At 40.8% G+C, this 20,245-nt stretch carries 19 protein-coding genes; 2 read left to right on the top strand and 17 right to left on the bottom strand.

The features are described 5' to 3' along the window. Positions 1-5: 5 nt before the first annotated feature. The gene (locus QVP40_RS01880) at positions 6-1,655 is read right to left on the bottom strand and encodes a glycoside hydrolase family 43 protein (protein ID WP_022066818.1); all 1,650 of its coding nucleotides are present in this window, start codon (positions 1,653-1,655) and stop codon (positions 6-8) included. 21 nt (positions 1,656-1,676) lie between these two features. Further along, positions 1,677-3,047, bottom strand: coding sequence for an MFS transporter (locus QVP40_RS01875; RefSeq protein ID WP_022066817.1), 1,371 nt, complete (start codon positions 3,045-3,047; stop codon positions 1,677-1,679). A gap of 217 nt (positions 3,048-3,264) precedes the next feature. Between QVP40_RS01875 and QVP40_RS01870 the strand changes: the two genes are divergently transcribed. Next, positions 3,265-4,119, top strand: coding sequence for an AraC family transcriptional regulator (locus tag QVP40_RS01870; protein ID WP_288200186.1), 855 nt, complete (start codon positions 3,265-3,267; stop codon positions 4,117-4,119). A gap of 111 nt (positions 4,120-4,230) precedes the next feature. Here QVP40_RS01870 and QVP40_RS01865 read toward each other — a convergent pair whose 3' ends face one another. The 6 genes from QVP40_RS01865 to QVP40_RS01840 form a co-directional block, all read right to left on the bottom strand. After that, positions 4,231-5,058: a Cof-type HAD-IIB family hydrolase gene (locus QVP40_RS01865; RefSeq protein WP_022066815.1), complete on the bottom strand. Its 828-nt coding sequence runs from the start codon at positions 5,056-5,058 to the stop codon at positions 4,231-4,233. A 96-nt stretch (positions 5,059-5,154) separates the two neighbouring features. Then, entirely contained in the window at positions 5,155-5,994 is an 840-nt protein-coding gene (locus QVP40_RS01860) for a hypothetical protein (RefSeq protein WP_022066814.1), read from the bottom strand. Between the two features lie 15 nt (positions 5,995-6,009). Then, positions 6,010-7,482: a polyphosphate:AMP phosphotransferase gene (gene pap, locus QVP40_RS01855; protein WP_288200172.1), complete on the bottom strand. Its 1,473-nt coding sequence runs from the start codon at positions 7,480-7,482 to the stop codon at positions 6,010-6,012. 343 nt (positions 7,483-7,825) lie between these two features. Continuing rightward, complete coding sequence (rhaM, locus tag QVP40_RS01850; protein ID WP_022066812.1) at positions 7,826-8,137, bottom strand: L-rhamnose mutarotase; 312 nt, start codon at positions 8,135-8,137, stop codon at positions 7,826-7,828. Positions 8,138-8,251: 114 nt separating this feature from the next. Then, positions 8,252-9,229 carry a rhamnose ABC transporter substrate-binding protein gene (locus QVP40_RS01845; protein ID WP_288200170.1) on the bottom strand — a complete coding sequence of 326 codons (978 nt, stop codon included), beginning with the start codon at positions 9,227-9,229 and terminating at the stop codon, positions 8,252-8,254. Between the two features lie 105 nt (positions 9,230-9,334). Then, positions 9,335-10,834, bottom strand: coding sequence for an L-fucose/L-arabinose isomerase family protein (locus QVP40_RS01840; RefSeq protein WP_022066810.1), 1,500 nt, complete (start codon positions 10,832-10,834; stop codon positions 9,335-9,337). Between the two features lie 160 nt (positions 10,835-10,994). Here QVP40_RS01840 and QVP40_RS01835 point away from each other — a divergent pair, with 160 nt between their 5' ends. Further along, on the top strand, positions 10,995-11,882 hold the full coding sequence (locus QVP40_RS01835; protein WP_279310512.1) for an AraC family transcriptional regulator: 888 nt from the start codon (positions 10,995-10,997) through the stop codon (positions 11,880-11,882). Here QVP40_RS01835 and QVP40_RS01830 read toward each other — a convergent pair. The 9 genes from QVP40_RS01830 to QVP40_RS01790 all read right to left on the bottom strand — a co-directional run bounded on the left by QVP40_RS01830 (position 11,871) and on the right by QVP40_RS01790 (position 20,113). Further along, positions 11,871-13,214 (bottom strand): MATE family efflux transporter, encoded by a 1,344-nt coding sequence (locus tag QVP40_RS01830; protein ID WP_022066808.1) that lies wholly within the window; start codon positions 13,212-13,214, stop codon positions 11,871-11,873. The two genes, QVP40_RS01835 and QVP40_RS01830, sit on opposite strands and share 12 nt — an antisense overlap. A 10-nt stretch (positions 13,215-13,224) precedes the next feature. Beyond that, positions 13,225-13,692 (bottom strand): MarR family winged helix-turn-helix transcriptional regulator, encoded by a 468-nt coding sequence (locus QVP40_RS01825; protein ID WP_022066807.1) that lies wholly within the window; start codon positions 13,690-13,692, stop codon positions 13,225-13,227. Positions 13,693-14,005: 313 nt separating this feature from the next. Further along, positions 14,006-15,061: a 16S rRNA (cytosine(1402)-N(4))-methyltransferase RsmH gene (rsmH, locus tag QVP40_RS01820; RefSeq protein WP_022066806.1), complete on the bottom strand. Its 1,056-nt coding sequence runs from the start codon at positions 15,059-15,061 to the stop codon at positions 14,006-14,008. 326 nt (positions 15,062-15,387) lie between these two features. Continuing rightward, on the bottom strand, positions 15,388-16,035 hold the full coding sequence (locus QVP40_RS01815) for an ABC transporter ATP-binding protein (protein ID WP_022066804.1): 648 nt from the start codon (positions 16,033-16,035) through the stop codon (positions 15,388-15,390). A gap of 23 nt (positions 16,036-16,058) precedes the next feature. Continuing rightward, entirely contained in the window at positions 16,059-16,682 is a 624-nt protein-coding gene (locus QVP40_RS01810; protein ID WP_138270834.1) for a hypothetical protein, read from the bottom strand. 272 nt (positions 16,683-16,954) lie between these two features. Continuing rightward, positions 16,955-17,644, bottom strand: a complete 690-nt coding sequence (locus QVP40_RS01805; protein ID WP_138270835.1) for a hypothetical protein — start codon at positions 17,642-17,644, stop codon at positions 16,955-16,957. Between the two features lie 111 nt (positions 17,645-17,755). Continuing rightward, positions 17,756-18,880, bottom strand: coding sequence for a hypothetical protein (locus QVP40_RS01800; RefSeq protein WP_022066801.1), 1,125 nt, complete (start codon positions 18,878-18,880; stop codon positions 17,756-17,758). Positions 18,881-18,953: 73 nt separating this feature from the next. Beyond that, positions 18,954-19,301, bottom strand: coding sequence for a hypothetical protein (locus QVP40_RS01795; protein ID WP_138270836.1), 348 nt, complete (start codon positions 19,299-19,301; stop codon positions 18,954-18,956). Positions 19,302-19,543: 242 nt separating this feature from the next. After that, positions 19,544-20,113, bottom strand: a complete 570-nt coding sequence (locus QVP40_RS01790) for an accessory gene regulator B family protein (protein ID WP_022066799.1) — start codon at positions 20,111-20,113, stop codon at positions 19,544-19,546. Positions 20,114-20,245: the final 132 nt, after the last annotated feature.

The raw sequence follows: 20,245 nt of genomic DNA, 5'->3' as shown, positions 1-20,245 counted from the left end.
TCCCTTTATTCTACTGCCGCAGTTTCATCTGCCTCATAATCAAAAAAGTCAAAATCTGCTGTGTGACAATGCATCATGCGGTCACCGCAGGTAATTCCCACAAAAGCCCCTGTAAATTCCCCAAACTGTGAATACTCATCAGAAAATTTACTGGTGTCAAAGCAGGGACCGATCTCTGTATAATGTTCCCCATCCAGGGACCACCGGAACTGAGATTTTCTGCCGTTGATCTGCAGACGCATATAAATTTCACAGCCATCCTCCACAAAGGTCCGGGCATCACTGAACTCCTTTTTTTCGCCGTTTTCCACCTGAAGTACGGAAACAGCCCCATGTCCCAGAGTATCGCTGAAATATTTATAAAGGTAAATAAAATTCATATTGTCATAATAGAGGATCAATCCTGCCGTATGCTGATAGGAAAGAGGTGTAAAATCAAGCTTTGTGGTAATGCGGGCCTGCACGCTGGTAAGCTTTCTTGCAAGAAGGCTCACCTGGTTTAAGGAGCATCCGGATTCCTGTCCCCGAAGTCTCGCCCATCCCGGTCTTGAGGTAAGATCCACAAAGCCTGCCGGATCAATTCGCGGCGCATAATAACCGATCTGAAGAGTTTCACCGTCAAAATCATCATGAGCCGGAAGCTTACTTGCCGGGCTCTCAGGAAGAGTACTTTCCTGAACAAACTCCTGAGCCATATTGCCGCCATTCTCCATACGAAGCCATCCATCCTCAGTCCACTTCATACGCTGAATGGCAGTTTCTCTTCCAAGAGTACAGCGAAGCTCAGGCACAAACGGACGCGCAGTCAGATGAACCATCCAGGTCTCTCCGTTCGGCAGATCTACATAGCTGGCATGACCGGATTTTTGAAGCACACTGTCCGGATTATAATACCTGGGTTTTAAATGATCCCAGTCTGACCGTTCATTAAAATCTCCGGGACTTGATGTTAAAATCGGATTGCAGGGATCCGGCTCATAGGGTCCCCAAATATTTTTTGACCTGCCCATAGTTACGCTGTGATAATAACCGGTGCCGCCCTCTGCGCACATAATATAGTAATAATCCCCACGCTTTGTCAGATGAGGTGCTTCTATACATCCTCTGTCCGTGCCTCCTCTCCAGAAAGCTTTTGGCATACCCACAATAGTTTTTTTCTCCGGATCATACTCTACGATATTGATAGGCCCGGGTTTTTCATAAGCTGTCCTTGTTTCCCAGTCAAGGGCCACGATATATTTTTTTCCATCATCGTCATGGAACATAGAGGCATCAAACCCGGTAGAATGAAGATAAACCGGCTCACTCCAGGGACCTTTGGGATCCTTTGCGGTAATAAGATAATTATCCACATCAAAATATCGTGCATTCATGGAATTCATAACACCGTATACCACATAAAAAAGCTCGTCTGCCTCACAGTAGGTCAGGCACGGCGCCCAGATACCCTTTGCGCTTGGAAGCATTCTGAGATCCGGCTCCCTGTCATTCTGAAGCGCATGGGAATAAAGCTCCCAGTTTTTCATATCTCTGGAATGGTAAATGGGAATTCCCGGAAACCATTCAAAAGAAGATACTGCAATATAAAAATCATTTCCTTTTCTGCAGATACACGGATCTGCATGAAATCCCGGAAGAATCGGATTCTGAATCATTTTTTACGTCCTCCTGTATACTTATCTGCCGGCAGCTCTCTCATGAAGATCACGGATAATGCCGTCAAATTCTTTATCCAGATTATAGAATCGCAAAATCACAAAGCAGGCAATAAACACAACAATAGGAATCCACACAAAACAGAGTCTGATAGAAAACAGTGCGGAAGATGACTGTACTGCCGCTTCTCCCACGTATCCGCCGATCTCAAGGATAATACCCAGAAGAGCAGATCCTATGCCGTTTCCGATTTTGTAACCAAAGCTGCAGGCGCTGTTTACCAGTCCCTCTGTACGGTGTCCGGTTTTCCACTCGCCATAATCAATGGTGTCAGAAACCATTGCCCAGATTGTCGCTCCTCCGCAGGCATTTCCAATTCCACGGATCACACTGGAAATTACGATCACCGGCATGGTGCTTCCGCCAAATTCCAGAACCAGCATTCCAACAGCTGACAGAATCAGACCCAGAGAGAATACATTTCTTTTTCCGAATTTCTTTACAAGTCCTGCAATAAAAAACATTGCCGCAATCTGAATGGCATTGTAAATTCCGTTGATTGTACTTACCAGATTTTTATCGCCAAGGATATCCTTTGCATAATAGACAGTTGTTCCTCCGTTTACTGCATAATACAGGAAAAATAATGCCAGAACACAGGTCATCATGATCCAGTATTTATTTGCAAACAGAGATCTGATTCCTTCCGCAAAGGAAACCGGCTCTGCTTCTCCGCTGATCTCTGCAACAGAATGTACTCTCTCCTTGGTTCCGATAAAAGTAAGAAGAAAAGCAATCACTGCCAGAATTCCCAGCACTGCAAAGGTTTTTGTCCAGGCAGCCGCATTATCACCGAAAAACTCTACAAGAGGAAGTGTCACCATATTAATCGTCAGGGTTCCTGCTGTTGCCAGAAGATTTCTGAAAATACTCAGTACAGATCTCTCATAGGGGTTCTGTGTCATTAACGCATTCAATGAAGAATATGGTACGTTGATTGCTGTGTAAACCACAGTAGAAACAAGGTTGTAGGTAATAAATACATAAACAAGCTTAGCTGTTGAGCCAAGAGAAGCAGGTACGGAAAACAGAAGAATTCCTGCCAGTGCAAACGGAATACACATTCTCAAAATCCACACTCTGGCTTTTCCGTGCTTTGATTTTGTACGGTCCACGATCATTCCCATGACAATATCGCTGATTCCGTCAAATACACGGGATATTAACATGATGGTACCTACTGCCGCCGCATTTACTCCTGCATAATCTGTATAGTAAAAAAGCAGGAAGGCAGACATTGCCGTGTAAATAATATTGCAGCCGAAATCTCCGCAGCCATAACAGAAGCGTTCAAAAAGAAGTGCCGGAGTCAGTTTTCTTTTTTCGTTCATTATTATCCTCCTATTCAGAAACCCAACTTTGATTTTCTGTATGGTCATTTGTATTTTTCCTGTCTCTGCGCGCCCAGAACAGCCTTTAGATTACTTGTTGTAACCTGTTTGATAAGCATATCATAAAACACTTGCTCCTCTTCTGCCAGATATGATAGTATCTTATCAACAGGTTAATAGTATCTTTTTATTCACTCAGGAAGGTTGATTGCAGATTATGAAAACAATGCTTACCCCAACAAACTATGAGCTGATCCCATTAAATGATAAGACAAATGTGCGCTTTTTTACCTCCATAGATCCGGGCAGCTATGTGGCTCCCCACTGGCATGATGCCGTGGAGATCGTATATCTTCTGGAAGGTGAACTGAAGGTCATTGTAGGAAATGATTCCAGAATTCTGAAAGCCGGTCAGTGCGCCATGGTAACTCCAAATCAGATTCACTCTACTCTGTGTACCAGCCCCAACCGGGCTATTGTTTTTCAGATTCCGGAAGCCTTTATAGAAAAATTTATTCCCCAGTCAAAAAACCTGTGCTTCAGCCTTCAGGACCCGGCAGACTCTCCCATTCTTCAGAGCAAGGTAGATCTTTTTAAGGAGACACTGATAAAAATGCAGTTTCTCACAGACCTGCAGCCTGACGGAGCTGTTCTCCGGTTTAACAGTCTGCTTTTTGAGACTCTGTTCCAGCTTTATCATAATTTCTGCACAGAAGCGCCCAAAAAAGACACTGTCCAGCACAGCCGTAATCTGGAACGTCTGGAACCGGTACTGCAGTATATTGCATCCAATTACAACCGCCCGATCTCACTGGAAGAGATTTCCGGAGTTGCCATCCTGCAGCCCAAATACTTCTGTCGTTTTTTTAAAAAATGCATGGGAGTCACCTTTCTGGAATATCAGAACGAAATCCGTCTGTCAAAGATTTATAAGGATGTCACCTCCACCAGTGACAAAATATCTGACATTCTGGAACGCCACGGCTTTACCAATTATAAGCTGTTCCGCCGAATGTTTTCTGAACGGTTTCATGCCACCCCTACGGAAATCCGCAAGCATGTTTCCTCGTGAAGCACTTTTTATTGTATAAAAAAGACCCTGAGAAGACAAAATCACTAAATATTGTCCCTCCAGGGTCTCTTTCTTTATGATATTCTCAGGCATCTTTATGCCCGAATTTTATTACATCAGATGATGCTTCTGAAACGCTTTCCAGATTCCGTCCTCAGTTACCTTCGGACAAACTTCATCCGCAATCCTTTTTACAGCTTCACTTCCATTTTCCATACAAATACTTAAGCCTGCTGTTTCCAGCATTTCCTTATCATTCATACTGTCTCCGAAGCCTACGGAATCGCTGACCGGGATCTGCAGATACTCACATACCTTTCTCAATGCGGTTCCCTTGTTAAATTTACGATTGATCAGCTCCAGATTTACCACGCCATGAGAAACATCCTGAATACAGAACAAAAACTCTTCTTCAAGCGCCTTCCTGGGAGCGTCCAGTCTTTTCATAGAAGGGCTTGTCGCCACAAATTTATAGACCGGCTGATTTCTGTATTCCTCTATAGAACGAATAGAAAAAGTCTTTTTTACAAACTCTCTCCATCGAAGAAATTCGCTGCTGACCTGTTCATCTACATCTTTTTCCACAAAGGCTTTAAAGCTGTCACTGGCATAAGCTTCATCTCTGCACTCTGCAATCCAACATAAACCGCTTTCTGTTAAGGTGTCCATAGTCTTTATCCTCTGCGTATCTGTCATAGGACAATCATAAATGACATTTTCACCGCACAGGATGTATCCTCCGGCGCTTGCCACAACCCCGTCAAATCCGTACTCTAAAAAAGAGGACAGCATTCCATAATTTCTCCCGCTGCAAAGAAATACCAGATTTCCCGCTGCCTGCGCTTTTCTTACTGCTTCAATGGCAGAAGCCGGAGGTTCGCTGTGTCCGGGCTCCGCCAGAGTACCGTCTATATCCAGAAAAATAACTTTTTTGCTCATATATTCTCTCCTGAAAATTCTTTTGTTCTGTGAAATCAATTCCACATCTCTCAAATTATATTTCCAGAATTGAATCTTGTAAACTGGCAATTTGTATTAATCCGAAGTTTTTTCCGGCTTTTCCTTATACATTTCATTCAAATATGCTTTTCCGTAAACATATTTATTCTGAAAGGCTTTCCTGTAATCTGCAAAGTTTTCATACACTATGCCGTCTATGGTATCCTGACCTTCCATGTATTCCCTTCGCCGCAGATTATCATACCTGAAAGTAACCATGCTGTTTAATATCCAGTCATTTTGCGCCCTTACTAATTCCTCAAACTCATATCCTGAATCCTCACAGATTTTTGCATATTCCTCGTAGTCAGGAGATTCCATAAAGTCTGAAAGGTACTTTTCTGTCTCCTGTTCCACTTCCTCCTCTGTGGGATAAAAGCCCTCTTTTTTTGCATACTCATGAAGCATCTGACTCTGATCCTTACTGTTCAGAGAATGAACAGCCTCAGGGCCGATATACGCAACAGGGCCTCCGTCTGTACCTGCCTCTTCTACATGAATGATATCCGTAATAAATCCGGCGTTTCCGTAAACTTCTCCCTCTCCTGTCTCCATATACCAGTTCTCATCCTGCTCAAAGAAAAAGAACTTATCCTTGTGCCCGTCTTCATAGATCAGAAGGATGGAGAGAAAATCATCACCCCGTTCAGGCTGCTTCTGAGAATCCACTAGCGTTACCTCTTGTAAGCCCTTCAGAACCTTATCAAGCTCCTGCTGCCTCACTTCCGTGCGCATGGTGCCAACCTGAAGCTGTACTATCTGTTCCGGATTTTCAATGACAATCCCGGAGGAAGCACCAAGAGTATTCTGAATCCCTGTCAGCATCAGACAGCCTGCAAAGAAAACGGTAAACACAAATATTTTTCTGAATTTCATGCTTCATCCTCCCTTTTAGTCCAGAACCTTTTCCAGTTCCCTTATGACAATTTTAAGCGCTTTGATCCTGGCATATTTTTTATCCACGGATTCCAGAATATGCCAGGGAGCAAAAGAGGTGCTTGTCTTTTTCAGCATTTCATCCACTGCTTCCTCGTACAAATCCCATTTCTCACGGTTCCGCCAGTCCTCGTCCGTAATCTTCCACTGCTTCTCCGGATTGTTCTGGCGTTCCGTAAAACGGGCAAGCTGAGTATCCTTGTCAATCTGCACCCAGAATTTAATGATCACAGCTCCCCAGTCAGAAAGCTCCTTTTCAAACTCATTGATCTCATTGTATGCCCTCTTCCAGTCATTTTCTGTACAAAAGCCCTCCAGACGTTCCACCATCACTCTTCCGTACCAGGTGCGGTCAAAAATCGCAATATGACCGTCTTTGGGAAGTCTTGTCCAGAAACGCCAGAGATAATGCCGGGCCTTCTCATGGGGCTCCGGACTGGCAATGGGATGTACTTCATATCCTCTGGGATCCAGAGCTCCTGTTATCCTCTTGATATTTCCGCCTTTGCCTGCCGCATCCCAGCCTTCATAGGTAATGATCACAGGCACTCTCTTCCGGTATAAACGATTATGCAGCTCCCCAAGACGTTTCTGAAGCTGCTTCAGCTCATGATGATACTCTTCCTCGTTCAGTTCTTTCCCCTGAAGCTCTACTTCTGCCAGCTTTGGCATTTTTACCAGAGGAAAAACATTCTGAAGCAGAGGCGAAGAATGCAGACGGTTCTGCATGGCAATCTCAATACTGCTGATCATGGTATCCAGCACCTGAAGCTCCGCCCATTTCCGGTTTCCTGCATCAATAATATACCAGGGCGAGGAAGGAAGATTCGTATCCTTCATATAGCGGTCAAACACTTTTTGGCATTTTCCATAATGTTTATTCTGCCACCGGTCAAATTTTGTTACACGCCACTTTGTGTCCTCCTCTTCCAGAAGACCTTTCATGCGGGAATCCTGTTCTTCTCTGTCAATGTGCATAAAAAATTTCAGCACCAGATACCCGTTATCTGTAAGCTGCCGCTCAAAACGCCGAACACTTTCAATTCTTTTTTCATATTCTGCTTCCGTAAGCTTTTTCTTCAAAACCTCTTCTGTTGTCTGCTCCATCCAGCCGGAATCCAGAAAAGTGAACTTTCCTTCTTCCGGAATCTGCTTCATGTAACGATACAAAAAAGGCTTTCGCTTTTCCTCTTCTGACGGTGCGGTCATGGTCGCAACCTTAAAGAATCTGGGATCAATATTTTTAATTACCTTTCCGATCACACTTCCCTTTCCTGCTGCAGCCCATCCCTCAAAAAGTACCAGAACCGGAAGCCTGTGCTCCTTGATCTTTGTCTGGAGATCATATAGCCTGTTCCTGTTTTTATCAAGCTGCTCCTCAAGTTCCTGTTTTTCCGGAATCTCACCCGGCATCCACTCCTTCAGCATATGCTCACCCCATTTCTCAGAATTTTCTGTTTCGCCTATAATTAACTATTTTTATTTGTAGTATAACATTATTTTCTGTTAAATTCTATGAGATATACATTTTTTCATTATATATATCAATGCTTTTTCCAGGCCATACTCTCATAAATTCATATTTCAAAAAGTTTTCACTACATCTATAACAAAATTTTACATCTTCCACCTAAAATACTCATGCAAATATTTTCTATCACAGCAGCATAAACCGCATCACTTTTTTAATCCTATAAAAATGCAGATTATATAATACCTACATTTCGATAATATATAACCTGCATTTTGAGCCGTCACATTTTTATTTACTTTAATCCAGATGAAAAACTTTTTTGAGATTCACACAAACAGGACTATTATCGGGATTTGTTTCCATAATGTCTGCCATATAATCCCACCATTTTTTATTTATCTCTGTTTCTGCGCCCTCACGCCAAAGCTTTTCATCCTCAATCTCAATATAACCAAAAAGTATTAATGAATTGGGATCCAAAAAAATTGTGTAATTTTTTCCACCATACCTATGTATCATCTCTTTCATTTCCGGCCAGAGAAGATTATGACGTTTTTCATATTCCACTTCCTGACCTTCGTATAATTTCATAGTAAATCCCTTTACCATTTTTCTTCCTCCGAAATAGTACCTTCTGATTTTCTTTATCCGGGAATAACACATTAATGTCTCTGTGTTATTCCCGATTCCAAGGGTATTTCCAATTAACAATGAGTTTCCAGATCAATAAACATCCTTCCACTCATCAATATTGGACGAATCAAACCTAAACGGAGCTCCCAGAATTACTTCTGTTCCTCCATCTGACGCCTCAATAACTTCATAATCACCAAGTTCTCCGGCAGTGAATTTATCTCCTGATACTCCTGTAATTTCTTCATTTACCAATGCAATTGAAGTATAGGCACCTAACCTTCCAACATCAACTGGATTCCAAAGAAACATATATGGACAAGAATGGGCTTCATCATCACCAATATATTCAGACATTTCTGAAGGCAATCCCAAACCTGTCAGCTTGCAGGAAGCCCCTGAATCCTGAAGTACCTTAGCCGCTGATGCAATTCCTACTGTTGTCGGTGCACAGATCACCTTTAAATCCGGATAATTTTGTAAAAGTGCCTGTGTAACATCTGTTGATTTCTGTGGTTCATCATCACCATATGCAATCTCTACTAGTTCCAGTTTACTGTATTTATCATCTTTCATGACTTCTTTCATAGCCTCAATCCATGCATTCTGATTTGTAGCCTGTGAAGTAGCAGAAAGGATTGCCCATTGACCTTCTCCACCGGAAATATCCAGCACAGCATCCATCAGAGCTTCTCCTATTTCTTTTGTTCCTGCCTGATTTACAAAAGTCATTCTACTTGCAGGATTAACTTTCGCATCCAGACAGGACACTTTAATTCCAACGTCCATTGCCTCACTAAGACATGCCTGAAGTGCATTTTCATCATTACCTGCAATACAGATTGCATCCACTTCCTGAGAAATCAATGACTGCACAACTGAAATCTGCGCATCCGCAGTAGCTGTTTCCGGGTGTTTGATAATTACTTTTCCTCCCTCATCCTCTATCGCTTCTTTAAATCCATCAGCTTCTTTCTCATTATATGGATTTCCTGCAGCTTTCGTAACAATAGCAAATGTTTTCCCTTCTGCTGCCCCTGAGGCTAAAACTGTTGTTCCACCTGTCATGATCATAGTTGCACTGAGAACTGCAGCGATTACTTTTTTGTTCATTTCTTTTCCTCCTTTGATAAATATTGTATACTTAAACACAACTGTGCAAGTGTTTCTTTTTTAATAAACTGCATATGGAATGTCCATAAGTTCTGCTATTTTGATAAATAAACCTGAATTATGACCTACCGACAAAGCAAGGTGATGTGTAGGTGCCTCCGCAAACCAGTAATCCATATATTCTGCAGGTTTTTGAGCAAATTTTATATGTGTGGAAGTATTTCCATTCAAAAGAATCGGTGCATCAATCGCTTCTCCCTCACTAATGTTAAATTTTAAATGGCCATCTTTCGTCTGTGTTACTCCAAGAGTTGTCACCTTTCCCGGCTGTACCTTTGCTTCTACCGAAACACCGCTTCCACGCTTTCCGTGATAAATTCCCATCCCCCGAAGAATTGGTTTCCCTTTTGAAATTGCAAAATGAAATGGACCATCATGTCCCAGAATCATGGTGTCTCTGTTAAAATCAGCGGCAACAATCTCACAAAAGCTTCCACCCGTACCACATATATCTGCAATTTTCATTGCCAGAGCTGTTTTTATATCTCCCTCTCCTGCACATGCAATTCCCTTCGCATTCAACAGTGAAAATCCTACAATAAACCCACTCTGTACTGTTTCAAAATAATCATCTCGTCCATGATAATAATACGATACACTGTCCAAATTTCTATCACGTACCATTTTCTCCTGAGCAGATGCAACTCTGGCTGACCAGTGTAGCTGCTCTTGTGAAGGTTTTCTCGCTATAGGATCTGAAGGAGAATCCCCAGAGATTTCAAAAAAATCCTGTATTTGCCATAATTTTTCCTGTATCTCTTTCTCTGTCACAGACTTCAGATAATAATCCAGATCACTCATTTCCAAAATTTCAATATCCATTCCTGTCTGTGCCTGCAACATAGTAAAATCACTGTACATATCCAGCATTCCGCTGTAATATCCTCCTAAAAATCCAAATCTGCTCCATTTTAATGTTCTTTGTACAGAAGCTGCCATGCACCATTCTTCAATTTCTTTCCAGGCCTTTATCGCTTCCGGCCTTTTCTCTGTTGCTTCATCTGACCTGGCAAATGTCGGAGTTTCATAAAGTCCAAGCAATCCATTTACTACACGGAATGAAATACCAGCTCGATTAAATGCATTTGAAATTTCTGGCACGGAACATCCTACGCATTGAGCCAGCCAACGATCTGTGCCTGTAATCTCATATGCCATTTCTGGTGTCGGCTGCAAATTCAAAATCACTACCGGTGCCTTATTAATCTGATGTACCGGCAGGACACAGGCACTTGTATAATAGGTAGCTGCATGAGAAAAAACAATGTCTACATTGTTTTTGTTAAAAAACTCTCCTGCTGCTCTGCCTTTTTCCTCTGTATCGACCATTCCAAAATTATAAACCTCACCCCATTGGCTGAGTTTCTTTTCAATAAATCTGTTATATCCTGTCAGACAGTTATAAAGTCCTTCAAATTGTTCCCAGTATGTACATAAGCCAGCACTGTAGAAACCAATTCTAGCTCTTTTAGGTTCTTTTATTTTTTTCAGGTTGCTCATATTTCCACTCCTTATACTGTAATCTTGTTGTCATATTTTATCGTTTACAACCTGATTATATACTGATACAATTTAAAATACATCAAACTATATTTGCATAAAATATCATAATCTTGCTTTTACTGGAGGTCTTATGAGAAACTCAGCCACACACAAATATATGGAAAATCTGGACTTCAGCTGGACAGATGATTCTATTCGTTTTATTAACACTGCCACCCCAAAAGCCCGTCAGACCTTTTTTTATGTACAGGAAGCAGGTGATTTCTGTACTTTTCCCCCTTACTTTACAGAAAGAGAAAATCTGAACAGCTTTCTTTTAATATACACATTATCCGGAAAGGGTCTGTTAAAATATCAGGGCAATACCTTTACCCTTTTCCCTGGTTCTCTCGCCTATATCGACTGTATGAACCATCATTACTATGAATGTCTTAAAAAACAGCAATGGAAATTTTTATGGCTTCATTTTAACGGTCCTTCTGCATTGGGATATTATGAAGAATTTCTACGCAATAATTTCCGTATTCTCGATTCCCTTGATCCTTTTTTTATGGAAAACACTCTGCGCCGTATTCTTTTTGTCACACAAAAAAAGGATTTCCATTCAGAAATCCTTACCTCTTGTCTGATTACCGAAATTCTCACCAAAATTTTAATCGAAAATGAAACTGAACAGCTTGGTCTTGGATTAATGCCTGATTTTCTGAATGCTGCTCTAAAAGAGATAGATATGCATTTCCATGAGCCACTTACTTTAGAATACCTCGCAGACAAAATAGGCGTAAGCAAATACCATTTTGCTCGGGAATTTAAACGTTATATCGGTACTCCACCTAATGAATACCTGATTATTACACGCCTGAACCATTCCAAGGTTCTGCTAAAATATGAAAATATTTCAATAGAAGAGATTGCCTTTGCCTGTGGTTTTCATCAAGTCAGCCATTTTATCCACCTATTTAAAAAGCATGAAGGCTGTACTCCTCTGAAGTTTCGGAAGGCCTGGTGCAGCAATGAACCAGCAAAGCCACCCTCAGCCCTCTGATCTGACCGATATTTTTTTCAAAATCACCAAAGACATGATTCCCGCCAGCACAGCGGTTCCCGCAAAGTTCATCCAGATTCCTGTAAGTCCCAAAGGCCACAGGACAACCATCAGGATCACGGGAAAGATCAGGGCTGTAGATACAGAAATCAGCGTGGCTTCTTTTGCTTTTTCCACTGCTACCATATAGCTCTGGGTTGCAAAGGAAAACCATCTTGTTACATAAGTCAGAGAAAAAATAACCATGGCTGCGCTTGCCATTTCCATAAAGGTGCTGTCCGGACTGCTGACAAACAGCCTGGTAAGCACATCCGGAAACAAAAACATCACCGCTGCAGAAAGCAGGGAAACCACAGCGCTTGCCGTATAACAGCATCTCTCAATCGCCCGTATACGTCCATGATTTCCTGCTCCCAGATTATAGCTGACTGCCGGCTGCAGAGAATCACACATTCCATAAAGGAGAGGCTGCACAAAAGCTTCCGCATACATCAGAATTCCGTAAACTGACACCGCATCCGCGCCTCCCAGACGCAGCAGGACCATGTTCAAAAGAATAGACGTCACACGACCGGCAATATTGTTCAGGAAATTAGGCATTCCACAGCTTATGATCTGTTTTACCATATCCATTCGAAATCTCGGCTTACAGAAATGAAGCTCCATTTTTCCCCGGAAAAACGGCCAGAAAGCTCCTGCAGAACAAAGAAACATTCCCGTACAGGTTGCCAGTCCGGCTCCCCAGATTCCCCATTTGAATATGTACAGAAATACAAATTCCAGGACAGCTGTAAGTACAGACATAAAAACATTCAGATACATACTGCCTTTTATTTTCCCGCAGATTCTTAAATAATTATCTACTGCAAAAATAATCGTAGATACCGGCGCACAAACAGCATAAACTCTGAGATACTGGACTGCCAGATCCAGAAGCTCTCCCTCCGCTCCCATCAGCTTCAGAAGAGGAACTGCAAAAACATACAGAACAGCTCCCAGTAATGTTCCGGCGCCTACGATCATAATACAGGCGCAGGTAAAAATGTTATCCGCATGCTCTGTTTCTTTTTTTCCAAGGCTTACCGAAATGGGAACCGCAGACCCCACTCCGATCAGATCTGCCAGTGAAAAATTAATGATCACAAAAGGCATGGCAAGGTTCAGTGCCGCAAAAGCCAGCTCTCCCAGAATCTGGCCTACCAGTATTCCGTCTATTACCTGATAGAGCGCTGAGGCCAGCATGCTCACTGCGCCGGGAACCGATGCAATAAAAAACAACCTTATCGGTGATATTTTTGTAAATAATGTCTTTGAATCCATAGCTTCTTTCAATATCCTCCGCCTATTCTCCGGACGGCAGCTCCTCCCTGTCAAATATTTCCTTTTGGAACTCTTCCTGCATATAATCTGTAAATACTTCCAGTCCCTTCAGAAATCCCGGTGAACATTCCCGCATGGTCCGTTCCAGAGCCTGCTCCTCTGCCGCAAAAACTCTGCACAACAGATTTTCCGCATATATTTTTCCGTTTTCTGTAAGAATGATGTTTTTTTCTCTTGTACTGCCCGGAGTTTCCAGCCTGATATATCCTTTTTCAATTTCTTCCTTCACAACCGTGTTAAGAGTTGTTCTTGGAACCAGCCATTCTTCGCTGATTTCTTTTTGAGAATGAGCCTTTCCGTCATTCAGTACATAATACAGAAGCAGACTGTTATCCTTGACCCCAAGCTTTCGTGCAGCTATATAATACAGGCGGTCAAGGCGATTCATACACTGATTCATTCTGTCTATGGCTTCTCTGTTTTTATTCATTCCTGTTCCTCCTCTGGTCAGACTTCTGTTTTTTATATTCATTGAGCTTCGATTCATAATACGAATTCGTATTTATTGCATCTGATATTATAATACGAATCCGTATTTTATACAAGAAGTTTTTATTATTGATCCTTCTTATAAAAAAAGAGAAAATCCGTGCTGCAAAACACTGACTTTCCCTTTTTCTGATGTTATTCAATCTGCTGATCTGTCTCAAATATCTCTTTTATTTACCAGGACTGTTCGTACAAAATGTCCTGATAAGCGAAAACAGGCAGGGCCTTATGCCCTGCCTGATATAACTCTTCTGTTAAATTTCCTGTGCCCGGATTGCCCAGCGCATCTTTGTAGATCTGGCGCGGCTGTTTCTGGCGCACTCCTCCTGTGAGGGACGGATCACATTTTTGCTGATGTCACTGTAAATTCCCTCCTTATAAAACTGTTTAAAAGATTTTTTTACCAGACGATCCTCTCCTGAATGGAAGGTAAGGATTGCCGCTCTTCCGTTTGGAGCCAGCACCTGAGGCAGCTTTTCCAGAAAATCATAAAGCACCTCAAATTCACTGTTCACATCAATGCGAAGGGCCTGAAAGCTTCTCTGACAGGATTTTTTTACAGCCTCCTTCCGTTCCTTTTCCGGAATAAAGCTTAAAGCCTGCTCGATCACCTGTTTAAGATCTGTGGTAGTTTCAATAGGACGAATCCTTCTCTGACGGATCACCGCTTTTGAAATTTCCTCAGCATAGGGCTCATCTGCGTTTTCCAGAAGCATTCCGTAAAGCTCCTCCTGAGTCACCTCTTTCAGGCGCTGTGCTGCGCTGATTCCTTTCTGAGGATTCATGCGCAGATCCAGAGGGCCGTCCACTTTATAGGAAAAACCTCTCTCCGGATTGTCGATCTGCATGGAGGACACCCCCAGATCTGCCAGAACAAAATCAAATTTCCCTGCTTCTTCTGCTACCTGATCAATATTTCTGAAATTCAAAAGCTTAACTGTAAGGATATCTTCTCCGAATCCCTGTTTTTTCAATCTCTCTTTTGTTTTTTCTGATTCAATGGGATCTACGTCCAGTCCGTAAATATGTCCCTCTCCTTTCAGGCATTTCAGCATTTCCAGAGTATGGCCTCCGTACCCCAGCGTAGCATCCAGCCCCTGCTGTCCCGGCTGTATCTGAAGAAAATCCAGAATTTCCTTCACACAGATAGAAATATGCATACCTGCCGGAGTACTTCCTTTTCGTATTACTTTTTCTACCACATCTGCATATTTTTCCGGCTGATGCTCTTTATATTTTTCACTGAACCGCTTCGGGTGGGTTCCGGAATATCGCACGCGGCGTTTATGTGGTTTTTCCTGATTTTCCATTATCTGTTCTCCTCATCTGTTTCTGTTATTTTTCATAAAATCATCTTTTGTAACCAGCTTGCAGCTTCTAAAATCATGCGCATTTGATAACGAAAGCTTTATCTCTTTCTGCCTCCGGATAAAATATGGCTGTTTCCATACCGGTACCGTACATACTCACCTGCTGACATAAAAGCTGTTTTATAAACTTTCTTTTCTTTAGAATAAAAAATACCTGTCACTCTACCAGAATACCAGAAAATCTCTGAAATCACAATGGAAAGAAACCACCCAAATACCAAACTTATCATATATTCTCCTGCATCTTATCCTAAATTCTGTTTATATCACCTGACCTCTTTCTTTAATATTCCGTTTTCCATCTGATATACCTCATCACAAAGCACATCAATATCTTCCCTGTTATGACTTGCAAGAATAAGTAATTTTCCCTCTTGCTTCATCTGATTAAACAGTTCCCTCATCTCTCTTACTCCATTTTTATCCAATCCATTCATTGGCTCATCTAAGATTAAAATATCCGGATTTTCCATAATTGCCTGCCCAATTGCCAGACGTTGCCGCATACCAAGAGAATATTTTCCCACAGGCATTTTCGATTTTGGATCAAGCCCCACCTTTTTCAAAACAGACTGTAAATATGTTTTATCCAGTTTATTTCGTATTGTGTACAGAAATTCCAGATTATGATATCCATTCCACTGACGTAAAAAACCAGGTTCCTCTATGATAATTCCGGAATTTTCCAGCATATCCATATCTTTTCCCATACATTTTCCATTTATCCTGATTTCGCCTTTACTGCAATGAAAAAATCCACAGATGCATTTAAAAAGCACTGTTTTTCCCGAGCCATTATGTCCTACAATTCCGTATATTTTCCCGCTTTCACAAGTCATTGATACATCTTTTAGCACTTCGTTTTTCTTAAATCTCTTAAATACATGATCTACCTCAATCCTCTGTTTTTTCACCTGACTTTCCTCCCTTCTGCCAACTACGCGTCTTCATTTTCCCAATTAAATTCTACATATTTTACTTTCCAGTAAATTATCACAGACATCACAAGGATTATAACAAGCAGAAAAGTAAACATATATGTTAAAGACGGCAAACGATAACGTCCGCTGACAGGGGTCGCACTCAATGCCACTTCCGCCCAGTATGTTGGAATAAAATGTGCTGCAATTCTCTTCCCTTCACCATAGATATTTTCCACTAAAAATAATGCTGCCACAAATAATAAAGCCCCTGTAACTGCAACTAATTTTCCAGCAAACAAACTCAAAAGGAACATCAGAATCCCCAGAAACGTACAGATCAATGTACAAATCAGCACTGTAATGACCATCAGCTGTACAGGAGTATACTCATTAAGAATCTCATAAAAAAAACGAAAATCCAACGTCTGTCCCATTTCAAATCCGAAGCCCTCGCTTCCTCTTTGTGAAGCCAACGTTCTTACAACTTTTCCCCATTCGAAAGAAAACTCTATATTTCCTGCAAATGGTAAAACAGCTGCTATTGCTGATATCAAAACAACGAAAAAGGCCCGAACCAGTATACTGCCCATTTGACCGATTACCCATTGTCCCCGCCCTGCCCGGATAATCTGGTACATATTTACATTCTGCATAAACGGCACATCTGAATTAACATAGATTATGCCAAAATAAAAAATAGACAAAATCCCCCATGATGACATATAAAAAGGAAAAATACACCAGGAAATGGGATATCCTTTTTCCTGAACAAAATTCAGATATGGCTGGTCATATGTCCATGACAGAATCAAAAATGCGATACAAAAAGTTATAAACTTCACATTAAAAATCTTTTGCAAAGAAGTTTTCATAATATATTTCAGCGTTTTCATATGACGTCTCCTTTGTACTACAATTTTCTTTTCAGCCCAAAATAACACCCAACAGCTGATAAAGCTGCCCCCATCACCGATATGACAGATAAAAACAGGAGATTTGTCCAATCATTTGCAAATATCTTAACATATGCATAAAAACTATAAATGTTATAACCATTTATGTTCACAGAAACCAATACCCGAAATGCCAATACCGGAAATATATAAACTAAAACTGTATTTGATATAAATACAGAACAAAGGGCTGCCATATTTGATAATACACCTGCTACCAGTCCCATATTTAAGGAATATAATCCACAGTACAGGATTGCATATCCCTGCTGCAGGATATTTCCATAACACCCACTTAATTCTATTCCGTACTGATCTAAATTCCAATCTGTCCACGGAATCTGCGTGCGACACAAACTCAAAAACAAAAGTGTACCAAATAGCATAACACCCATAGAACTGATATATATCACTATGGTTTTAGCCGCCACATATGCTTTCAGATTTCCTCTTATTACCCCATAACGGATATATTTATGTTCCCAGTCCTCCGGATATATCCCTGCAAATGGAAAGGCACAAAAAGCATATGCTATTAAAGATCCTGTCATAAGTGTGGACGATACGTAAGTTGACAATACGTTTCCATTTATAAAGCCTTTCTGAAACAACTGGTCTTCCAATGACCAAAATAACGCCATTGCCACGCCAATGCTTCCTGCCAGCCATCGGTAACTCTTTAAAAGGCGGCGAATATCTGTAAAAAAATAATTTTTAAAACAATGCACACACATCACGCTCTCTTTTGTCCTCAATCATCAATTCAGGAAAATTTCCTCTCCTGTAACTGCATGAACCAGCATAACTTCCGCTGTGTTTCCATCTGTTACTTCAAAATACCATACAGGTTCTGCTGCAAGCTGTTGTTGTTCATCATAATAAGTACGCAGTACTATCTTGGCACGGGTTACAGTATAGATTGCTTCATCCAGTAAATTATCATATTTTTGAATTAAAACATCTGCAATCTCAGAAAATGGCAAAAACTCTAAAAGCTCATCTGAAGCTTCAAAGATGTAAGGGGGACGCGACAATGCTAAAGCTAATATTCCCTGTTCTGTATAAAGTGCAGATACCGGTGCTTTCTGATAATCTTCAAAAGCTCTGGACATAGCAGTTGTCATCCACTGAGGAAGAACCTGAAGCCCTTCATAAGACTGCCAGCCGTATATCTCATAAGCATTATCCTTTTCTGTCCAGCCCTCCGTCTTTACCTTTTGACTGTCAAGCATTCCATCCTCCAAGGCCCGCTGTTCTAATATCGCATAGTCTTCCCCACTGGTGGAAAACCATCCAAACTGATATTCATCAACCGGACATCCGATTGCTTTTAATTCTTCTCTTACCTGCTCTACACATTCATCTCCTGAGGCAAATCCAAACTCATCTTTTGGAGCAGTGCGCTCATTATCTCTAACAACCTGTCGATATACCGTTGATTTCGGATTATAATATAAAAATCCTCCTGTAAACGCCACATTCGTTCCATCTTCCAATATATAGATATCATCTCCCTTTTCATTTTCGCTGGTCGGATCATTATGATATTCCTCTGTAACTATATTTTCACCTACATATTTCGCATAAATCTTCTCTGGGTCAGTATAAGTAATACCCTTTATGATCGGCATATGAAAATCAGATATCTCAAAATCTTCCGGCACTTCCAAATGACATTCAAATTTGACTTTTTCTGTTTGCTCAGAATAAGTTTCCGGAAAATAATCTTCTGTTTTCATCTGTTTTGATTTTTCTGTCGTCTGAGCCACATCTTCCGCAGCTTGTGTCGATTCGTTCTTCGTTTCTGTCACTTTATTTCCACATCCGCACATACATACACACAGTCCTGACACAATCAGCATATTTCTCATTCTCATCTTCATATAAGCAGCCTCCAAATCAAATATATTTCTGATTCATTTACAAAAGGCGGATTTCTCCGCCTTTTGTAAATGATTACGGTGTATAACGTCCAGTAACATTCAAACCAGCTACTGAACTACGAGAATGCATCTCATATTCATAGTTAGGATATGCATATGCTCTATAACCAGCACTTGCAGCTCTATGCCCAGAAGAAATAGTTGCCGTATGAGAAGAATGATCTTCCCCTGCTAATCCAGAAGTACACATCAATGAACCGCTGTTACTAAAACCAGTTCCCGTCACATAGAATCTCTGTTCCGTATCCGCCTTTCTTACGGCATAAGAATATGGATCGCCAGGAGGCGTTACATTAAACGTAACTGTATCTGCGCTTACAATGGTTGCTGCCCCTAATACATACATTGTTGCATCAAACACACATATTGCTTTTTTCAACATTTTTTTTATGAATAAAATCCCCTTTCTCCTAAGTTCTATACTTTTTAAACAGAATAGATTTGCATTCCCCTATAAAAGTTTTTACAAAACTGGCGCCATTTCAAATATTATTTTCCAAAAACTTTTATATTTTTGTTCTAATCTATTTGTTAGATGTAACGTAACATAAAAGTTCACCCTATAACGCTTTATGTAAAAAGCTGTAGCTATTTTTGTCATAATCAGCACTCTCTATATTTCCATAATCCTGCTACCATAGTAATTATAATTATTATCTGAGCCCAGATAACCACTTCCAAAATATCTCCTCGTTGTACAAAAATTCCTATTAGTACCACTGTTGCATTACATAACAAAATCTTTTTTGTTTTATTCGCATACATTTTCCGTTCATCTTTATCCAAACAGCGGATAGGATTTTCTACTGGAGCATATAACCATATAAATACAGAAGTGCCAAGCCAACTTCCGATAAAAAGCATATTAGACAAAACAATCCCTTTTTTTAGAAAAATAATTATATTCATCATTAAAATTGATATCAAATAACAGCCTAATTCTGTATCAGCATGATATCCCCCCGCATAAGGGCGCAAGAAAAATAATTCCAAAAAAACCAGCAAAGTAAAGGACAACTCTTGCCATAGTATACCACTAATAACTAGTGTCAGTACATTTATCAATATTACCCTCACCTGATGTAATCCATATTGAATAATTTCCTGTTCTTCTTTATTATCGCTAATTTCCTCTATCAACCTGATTAAATATTCTTTCCTTTTCATTTCCATAAAAACCTCATTTTGTCTAAAAAATAAAGGTGCGACAGACTACTACAGCTTCATACTAAAGAGCCTTTCATCTATCGCAACCACATTTTCACAGTGGTCCTATGTCAAGATTTAGTACAAGTTAAAATGAGG

It is taken from the genome of Blautia sp. CAG:257, from assembly GCF_000433815.1.
In the GTDB taxonomy this organism is placed as follows: Bacteria; Bacillota; Clostridia; order Lachnospirales; family Lachnospiraceae; genus Blautia_A; species Blautia_A caecimuris.
The sequence above is the reverse complement of the archived record's forward strand: the minus strand, read 5'-3'. Positions and strand labels throughout refer to the sequence as shown.

Coding starts and splice junctions, on each gene's coding strand:
- rhaM (WP_022066812.1), bottom strand. CDS start 8,137: ATGGTAAAGGGATTTACTATGAAATTATACGAAGGTCAGGAAGTGGAA.
- QVP40_RS01875 (WP_022066817.1), bottom strand. CDS start 3,047: ATGAACGAAAAAAGAAAACTGACTCCGGCACTTCTTTTTGAACGCTTC.
- QVP40_RS01825 (WP_022066807.1), bottom strand. CDS start 13,692: ATGAATAAAAACAGAGAAGCCATAGACAGAATGAATCAGTGTATGAAT.
- QVP40_RS01840 (WP_022066810.1), bottom strand. CDS start 10,834: ATGAGCAACCTGAAAAAAATAAAAGAACCTAAAAGAGCTAGAATTGGT.
- QVP40_RS01835 (WP_279310512.1), top strand. CDS start 10,995: ATGGAAAATCTGGACTTCAGCTGGACAGATGATTCTATTCGTTTTATT.
- QVP40_RS01845 (WP_288200170.1), bottom strand. CDS start 9,229: ATGACAGGTGGAACAACAGTTTTAGCCTCAGGGGCAGCAGAAGGGAAA.
- rsmH (WP_022066806.1), bottom strand. CDS start 15,061: ATGGAAAATCAGGAAAAACCACATAAACGCCGCGTGCGATATTCCGGA.
- pap (WP_288200172.1), bottom strand. CDS start 7,482: ATGCTGAAGGAGTGGATGCCGGGTGAGATTCCGGAAAAACAGGAACTT.
- QVP40_RS01860 (WP_022066814.1), bottom strand. CDS start 5,994: ATGAAATTCAGAAAAATATTTGTGTTTACCGTTTTCTTTGCAGGCTGT.
- QVP40_RS01810 (WP_138270834.1), bottom strand. CDS start 16,682: ATGTACCAGATTATCCGGGCAGGGCGGGGACAATGGGTAATCGGTCAA.
- QVP40_RS01880 (WP_022066818.1), bottom strand. CDS start 1,655: ATGATTCAGAATCCGATTCTTCCGGGATTTCATGCAGATCCGTGTATC.
- QVP40_RS01790 (WP_022066799.1), bottom strand. CDS start 20,113: ATGGAAATGAAAAGGAAAGAATATTTAATCAGGTTGATAGAGGAAATT.
- QVP40_RS01865 (WP_022066815.1), bottom strand. CDS start 5,058: ATGAGCAAAAAAGTTATTTTTCTGGATATAGACGGTACTCTGGCGGAG.
- QVP40_RS01870 (WP_288200186.1), top strand. CDS start 3,265: ATGAAAACAATGCTTACCCCAACAAACTATGAGCTGATCCCATTAAAT.
- QVP40_RS01800 (WP_022066801.1), bottom strand. CDS start 18,880: ATGAAGATGAGAATGAGAAATATGCTGATTGTGTCAGGACTGTGTGTA.